The following is a 6,445-nucleotide window of genomic DNA, read 5'->3' on the forward strand; positions in this document are numbered from 1 at the left end:
GGTCGGGCCCCCGGCCGGGGCCGGCCCCGCGGTGCGGGCGCCGCCCCGGCCCCTGGTCCTGGCCGCGGCCCGGGACCTCAGTCCTGGCCGTAGCGGGGGTCCACCGTCTCCGGCGACAACCCCAGCAGCTCCGCGACCTGCTCCACCACGATCTCGTGCACCAGCACGGCCCGTTCGTCCCGTGTCTTCGACCGGATCTCCACCGGCCGCCGGAACACCACGATGCGGGCCGGCCGCCCCGGACCCGCCGCCTCCGACAGGGCCCCCAGCGGCACGGCCTCGTCGTTCCATCCGGCGTCCGGGCCGCCCGGCGGCCCCGGTACGTCGGCGACGACGAACTCCACCTCCGCCAGCTGCGGCCAGCGCCGCTCCAGCCGCTCGACCGAGTCCCGCACGAGGTCGCCGAACAGCTCCGCCCGGCTCGCCGACAGCGGCACCTGCGGCGGGGCCACCGGCCCGCGCATCCCCCGGCCGTGCCGGTCGCGCCTGCGCGTGCGCGGCTCGGCAGGGGGGTCGGCGGGGAGCCCGGCAGGGTGCGCGGGCCCCTCCGGTCCGGTGGGACCGGTGGGGCCGGGAGGACCGGGAGGCAGGGGGTTGGCGGCGTCCGTCACCCCCGCAGGGTAGCCCGCAGGACCGGCCGCGCCCCGGCGTTCACGGGCCCTGCGCGCCCCACCGCGGGCACGACACGGGGGAGTGAGCGGGGGGAGAGTCGTCGCGGCCCGGTCAAGAGTGCGGTACCGTCCAACGTCGTGAGCCTTGTACGTCGCTGTTCGCGCACCGCGTGCGGCCGCCCTGCCGTCGCGACACTGACGTACGTCTACGCCGATTCGACCGCAGTCCTCGGCCCGCTCGCCACCTACGCGGAACCCCACTGCTACGACCTGTGCGCCGAGCACTCCGAGCGCCTGACCGCGCCGCGCGGCTGGGACGTCGTACGCCTCACCGACGGCTCCGCCCCCTCCCGCCCCAGCGGCGACGACCTCGAAGCACTGGCCAACGCCGTCCGCGAGGCCGCCCGCCCGCACGACCGGGCCGCCGAGGCCGGCGGCGCCGGCCCAGGGGGCGGCGCCACCGGGGAGACGCGCCGCGGACACCTGCGCGTCCTGCGTTCGCCGGACTCCTGACATGCGGATCGCCTCAAGAGCCGCCGTGCGTGCACGGTAGGTTGGCCCCACCGCACAGACCGCAGGAGGGGCAGGCAGTGGCCGCAGATCTTTCGAACATCGTCAAGGCGTACGACGTACGTGGTGTCGTACCCGACGAGTGGGACGAGTCGCTGGCCGAGCTGTTCGGCGCCGCCTTCGTGGAGATCACCGCCGCCACCGCGATCGTCGTCGGCCACGACATGCGGCCCTCTTCGCCCGCCCTGTCCGCCGCCTTCGCGCGCGGCGCCGCCGCCCGCGGCGTGGACGTCACGCTGATCGGCCTGTGCTCCACCGACCAGCTGTACTACGCGTCCGGCACGCTGGACCTGCCCGGCGCGATGTTCACCGCCTCGCACAACCCGGCGCGGTACAACGGCATCAAGCTCTGCCGCGCGGGCGCCGCCCCGGTCGGCCAGGACACCGGCCTGTCCGCGATTCGCGAGCTCGTCGAGAAGTGGTCCGAGGAAGGCGCCCCCGCCCCCGCGGCCGGCACCGTCCCCGGCACCGTCACCGAGCAGGACACCCTCGCCGGGTACGCCGCGCACCTGAAGTCCCTGGTGGACCTCGGCTCCATCCGCCCGCTCAAGGTGGTCGTGGACGCGGGCAACGGCATGGGCGGCCACACCGTCCCCACCGTGTTCGAGGGCCTGCCCCTGGGGCTCGTACCGATGTACTTCGAGCTCGACGGGACCTTCCCGAACCACGAGGCCAACCCGCTCGACCCGAAGAACCTCGTCGACCTCCAGGCCCGGGTCAAGGCCGAGGGCGCCGACCTCGGCCTCGCCTTCGACGGGGACGCGGACCGCTGCTTCGTCGTCGACGAGCGCGGCGAGGGCGTCTCCCCGTCCGCCGTGACCGCCCTGGTCGCGGCCCGCGAGCTGGCCCGCAACGGCGGCACCGGCACCGTGATCCACAACCTGATCACGTCCTGGTCCGTGCCCGAGGTCGTCCGCGAGCACGGCGGCACCCCGGTCCGCACCCGGGTCGGCCACTCCTTCATCAAGGAGGAGATGGCGAAGACCGGCGCGATCTTCGGCGGCGAGCACTCGGCGCACTACTACTTCAAGGACTTCTGGAACGCGGACACCGGCATGCTCGCCGCGCTCCACGTCCTCGCCGCCCTCGGCGGCCAGGACGGCACCCTCTCCGACCTGGTCGCCTCCTACGACCGCTACGCCGGCTCGGGCGAGATCAACTCCACCGTCGCCGACCAGGCCGACCGCCTCGCCGCCGTCAAGGCCGCGTACGGTCCGCGGGACGGAGTCACCCTCGACGAGCTGGACGGCCTCACCGCCACCACCGCCGACTGGTGGTTCAACCTGCGCGCCTCCAACACCGAGCCGCTGCTGCGCCTGAACGTCGAGGCGCGCGACGCCGCGCAGCTCGTCAAGGTCCGCGACGAGGTCCTCGCCCTCGTCCGCGCTTGATGCGCCCGCCGGGCGGGAAGGCGCCGACCGTGCCGCCCCGCCCGGCACCCACCGGCGCCGCACCGGGTCCGTGCCCGACGTCGTCGGGCCGCACCGCAGGTGACTCGGCGGTACGCTGACCTCGCCCAATCCGCATGTTCGAAGGGAAGCGCCCCATGCCGCTCGAAGCCGGCCTTCTGGAGATCCTCGCCTGCCCCGCCTGCCACTCGCCCCTTGAGGACAAGTCGGCCGACGAGACGGCGCCCGAGCTGATCTGCACCGGCCGGGACTGCGGCCTCGCGTACCCGGTCCGCGACGGCATCCCGGTCCTCCTGGTCGACGAGGCCCGCCGCCCCGCCTGAGCCACCCCCGCCGCAGACGCTGAGACCGATTCCGCAACCCTGGGTCCCTCACCACCGCCGGAGGCCGCAATGCTCGACGAGTCGCTCCTCGACGCACCGGACGATCTCGCCCGCGCCGACCGTCGAGGTCTGCTGCGCGGCGCCGCCGAAGCCGGGGCCAGAGTCCGCACCGCCGCCCGGCACGCGACCGAGGCGGGCCTCGCCGACCTGCGGCCCGACGGCCGTCCCCGGGCCGTGCTCATCGCGGGCCCCGGCACCGCCGCGGGCTGCGTGGCCGACCTGCTCGGCGCCCTCGCCGGTGCGTCCGCGCCCGTCCACCGGCTCGCGCCCACCGGGGTCGCGGCCGCCGCGGGCGCCCTGCGCTGGACGCTGCCCGGCTGGGCCGGCCCCGTCGACCTGCTGCTCCTCGCCACCACCGACGGCACCGAGCCCAGTCTCGCCACCCTCGCGGAACAGGCCTACCGGCGCGGCTGCACCGTCGTCGCCGTCGCCCCCGAGCGCTCCCCGCTCAGCGAGGCCGTGGACGGCGCGCACGGGCTCTTCGTACCGATGGCCAAGGCCCCGTACCAGGAGTACGACGAGTCCGCCGCGGCCGGCCCCGGAGCCCTGTGGGCCCTGCTGACGCCGCTGCTGCTGCTCCTCGACAAGGTCGGCCTGATCACCGCGGCCCCCGACACCCTCCAGCGCGTCGCCGACCGGCTCGACCGGACCGCCGAACGCTGCGGGCCGGCCATCGCCACGTACTCCAACCCGGCCAAGACCCTCGCCGCCGAGCTCGCCGACTCCCTCCCGCTCATCTGGAGCGAGGGCGCCGGCGCGGGACCCGCGGGCCGCCGGTTCGCCGCCACCCTCGCCGAGCTGGCCGGCCGCCCCGCGCTGGCCCACGAACTGCCCGAGGCGCTGCCCGCCCACGGGGTCCTGCTCGCCGGCGACCTCGCCGCCGGAGCCGATCCGGACGACTTCTTCCGTGACCGGGTCGAGGAGCCCCAAGCCCTGCGCGCCCGCATCGTCCTGCTGCGCGACCGGCCCACGGGAGGCCTGAGCGCCGCCCCGGCCGCACGCGAACTCGCCCTCAGCCACGACACGGCCGTCAGCGAGCTCGAACCCGAGGAGGGCAGCGAGCTGGAGCAGCTCGCCGAGCTCCTCGCCGTCACGGATTTCGCCACCGCCTACCTGGCCCTGGCGACCAGGGGACACGGCTGAGCACACGACCGTGCCGGCCCTTCATCCAGGAAGACGGACGAAGATGGACCGCCTGACGAACACGATCCGCCCCTACGCCTGGGGATCCACCACCGCGCTCCCGCACCTCATGGGCGCCGAGCCCACGGGGGAGCCCCAGGCCGAGCTGTGGATGGGCGCGCACCCCGGCGCCCCCTCCCGCCTCTACCGCGGCGCAGGCGAGACCACCCTCGCCGAGGTGATCGCCGCCGACCCGGAACGCGAGCTCGGCGCGGCCACCGTCGCGAAGTTCGGCCCCCGCCTGCCCTTCCTCCTCAAGATCCTCGCCGCCGGCGCCCCGCTCTCCCTCCAGGTCCACCCCGACCGCGCCCAGGCCGAGGAGGGCTACGCCGAGGAGGAGCGCCGCGGCATCCCCCTGGACGCCGGCCACCGCAACTACAAGGACCCCCACCACAAGCCCGAGATGCTCTGCGCGCTGACCCCTTTCGAGGGACTGTGCGGGTTCCGCCCGCCCCTGGAGAGCGCCGAGCTGCTGGCCGGGCTGGAGGTCAACTCCCTCAAGCCGTACGTCGACCTGCTCCACGCCCACCCCGAGGACGCGGCGCTGCGCGAGATGCTCACCGCCGTACTGGCCGCCGACCGCGCCGAGATGGCCCGTACGGTGGCCGAGGCCGGAGCCGCCGTCCTACGCCTGGGCGGCCCGTACGCCCCGTACGCCTCGCTCGTCCACCACTTCCCCGGCGACCCGGGCGTGATCGCGGCGATGCTGCTCAACCACGTACGACTCCAGCCCGGCGAGGCCATGTTCCTCGGCGCGGGCGTCCCGCACGCCTACCTCGACGGGCTCGGCGTCGAACTGCTCGCCAACTCCGACAACGTCCTGCGCGCCGGCCTGACGCCCAAGCACGTGGACGTGCCCGAACTGCTCAGGATCGTGCGGTTCGAGACCGGCGACCCGGCCCTGCTGCGCCCCGAGGGCGACGTCGAGGAGGTCTACGAGACCCCCATCGACGAGTTCCGCCTCTCCCGCTTCGTCCTCGCCCCCGGCGCCGCCCCGCACCCCCTCCCGGACACCACCCCGCAGATCCTGCTCTGCACGGCGGGCCGCCCGAAGGCGGACGAAGTGACCCTGGGACCCGGCGAGTCCGTCTTCGTACCGGCCGGCGAAAAGGTGTCATTGTCCGGTACTGGAACGATTTTCCGTGCCACGGTCCTCGTCTGACACGGCGTCCGTACCGGCTCTCGCGGCGCCGGCTGCAACAATGTGCGGCCGTAGCGCGGCGCCCCGGCCAGGGCCGCCGCACCGAGGAAGGGACATCCAGCACCCATGAGCGCGTCGGGCGGTACCAGGGCGATCGTCGCGGCACTCGCCGCCAACCTCGCCATCGCCGCAGCCAAATTCGTGGCCTTCGTCTTCAGCGGCTCCTCGTCGATGCTCGCGGAAAGCGTCCACTCGCTGGCGGACTCCGGAAACCAGGGGCTGCTGCTGCTCGGCGGGAAGAAGGCCCAGCGCGAGGCCACACCCCAACACCCCTTCGGATACGGGCGCGAGCGCTACATCTACGCCTTCCTCGTCTCCATCGTGCTGTTCACGGTCGGTGGCATGTTCGCCGTCTACGAGGGCTACGAGAAGATCAAGCACCCCCACCCCATCGAAGCCTGGTACTGGCCGATCGGCGTCCTCGTCTTCGCGATCATCGCGGAGGGCTTCTCCTTCCGCACGGCCATCAAGGAGTCGAACGAGATCCGCGGCTCGCTGTCGTGGACCGACTTCATCCGGCGCGCCAAGGCACCCGAGCTCCCCGTGGTCCTGCTGGAGGACTTCGGCGCCCTCGTCGGCCTGGTCCTGGCCCTCGGCGGTGTCGGCCTGGCCCTGGCCACCGGCAACGGCGTCTGGGACGGCATCGGCACCCTGTGCATCGGCGTCCTGCTCATCCTGATCGCGGTCGTCCTGGCGGCGGAGACGAAGTCCCTGCTGCTGGGGGAGGCCGCCGGCACCGCGGAGATCGAGAAGATCAAGGCCGCGGCCGTCGACGGGCACACCGTCACCCGCGTGATCCACATGCGCACCCTGCACCTCGGCCCCGAGGAGCTCCTGGTCGCCGCGAAGATCGCCGTCCAGCACGACGACACGGCGGCCGAGGTGGCCCGCGCCATCGACGCCGCCGAGGCCCGCATCCGCGAGGCGGTGCCGATCGCCCGCGTGATCTACCTGGAGCCGGACATCTACAACGCCCGGCAGGCCGCCCAGGGCAGCTGATCCCACCCGCATCCGCCCAGGGCAGCTGATCCCACCCGCATCCGCCCAGGGCAGCTGATCCCACCCGCATCCGCGCAGGCCCCCGCCGTC

Annotated in this window: 7 protein-coding genes; 6 read left to right on the forward strand and 1 reads right to left on the reverse strand. The window is 74.2% G+C overall.

The features are described from left to right. Positions 1 to 77: 77 nt before the first annotated feature. Positions 78 to 611, reverse strand: coding sequence for a metallopeptidase family protein (locus AB0B01_RS30415; RefSeq protein ID WP_361726088.1), 534 nt, complete (start codon positions 609 to 611; stop codon positions 78 to 80). Positions 612 to 749: 138 nt separating this feature from the next. Here AB0B01_RS30415 and AB0B01_RS30420 point away from each other — a divergent pair, with 138 nt between their 5' ends. The 6 genes from AB0B01_RS30420 (at position 750) to AB0B01_RS30445 (ending at position 6,355) form a co-directional block, all read left to right on the forward strand. Then, positions 750 to 1,124 (forward strand): DUF3499 domain-containing protein, encoded by a 375-nt coding sequence (locus tag AB0B01_RS30420; RefSeq protein ID WP_361726091.1) that lies wholly within the window; start codon positions 750 to 752, stop codon positions 1,122 to 1,124. A gap of 77 nt (positions 1,125 to 1,201) precedes the next feature. After that, positions 1,202 to 2,572, forward strand: a complete 1,371-nt coding sequence (locus AB0B01_RS30425) for a phosphomannomutase/phosphoglucomutase (RefSeq protein ID WP_361726094.1) — start codon at positions 1,202 to 1,204, stop codon at positions 2,570 to 2,572. A 155-nt stretch (positions 2,573 to 2,727) separates the two neighbouring features. Further along, on the forward strand, positions 2,728 to 2,913 hold the full coding sequence (locus tag AB0B01_RS30430) for a Trm112 family protein (protein ID WP_054222355.1): 186 nt from the start codon (positions 2,728 to 2,730) through the stop codon (positions 2,911 to 2,913). A 69-nt stretch (positions 2,914 to 2,982) separates the two neighbouring features. After that, complete coding sequence (locus AB0B01_RS30435) at positions 2,983 to 4,116, forward strand: SIS domain-containing protein (protein ID WP_361726097.1); 1,134 nt, start codon at positions 2,983 to 2,985, stop codon at positions 4,114 to 4,116. 43 nt (positions 4,117 to 4,159) lie between these two features. Next, positions 4,160 to 5,317, forward strand: a complete 1,158-nt coding sequence (gene manA / locus AB0B01_RS30440; RefSeq protein WP_361726100.1) for a mannose-6-phosphate isomerase, class I — start codon at positions 4,160 to 4,162, stop codon at positions 5,315 to 5,317. 105 nt (positions 5,318 to 5,422) lie between these two features. Further along, complete coding sequence (locus tag AB0B01_RS30445) at positions 5,423 to 6,355, forward strand: cation diffusion facilitator family transporter (protein WP_361726103.1); 933 nt, start codon at positions 5,423 to 5,425, stop codon at positions 6,353 to 6,355. The last annotated feature ends 90 nt before the right edge of the window (positions 6,356 to 6,445 follow it).

Origin of the sequence: Streptomyces sp. NPDC044571 (assembly GCF_040647115.1) — a bacterium.
Taxonomy (GTDB): domain Bacteria; phylum Actinomycetota; class Actinomycetes; order Streptomycetales; family Streptomycetaceae; genus Streptomyces.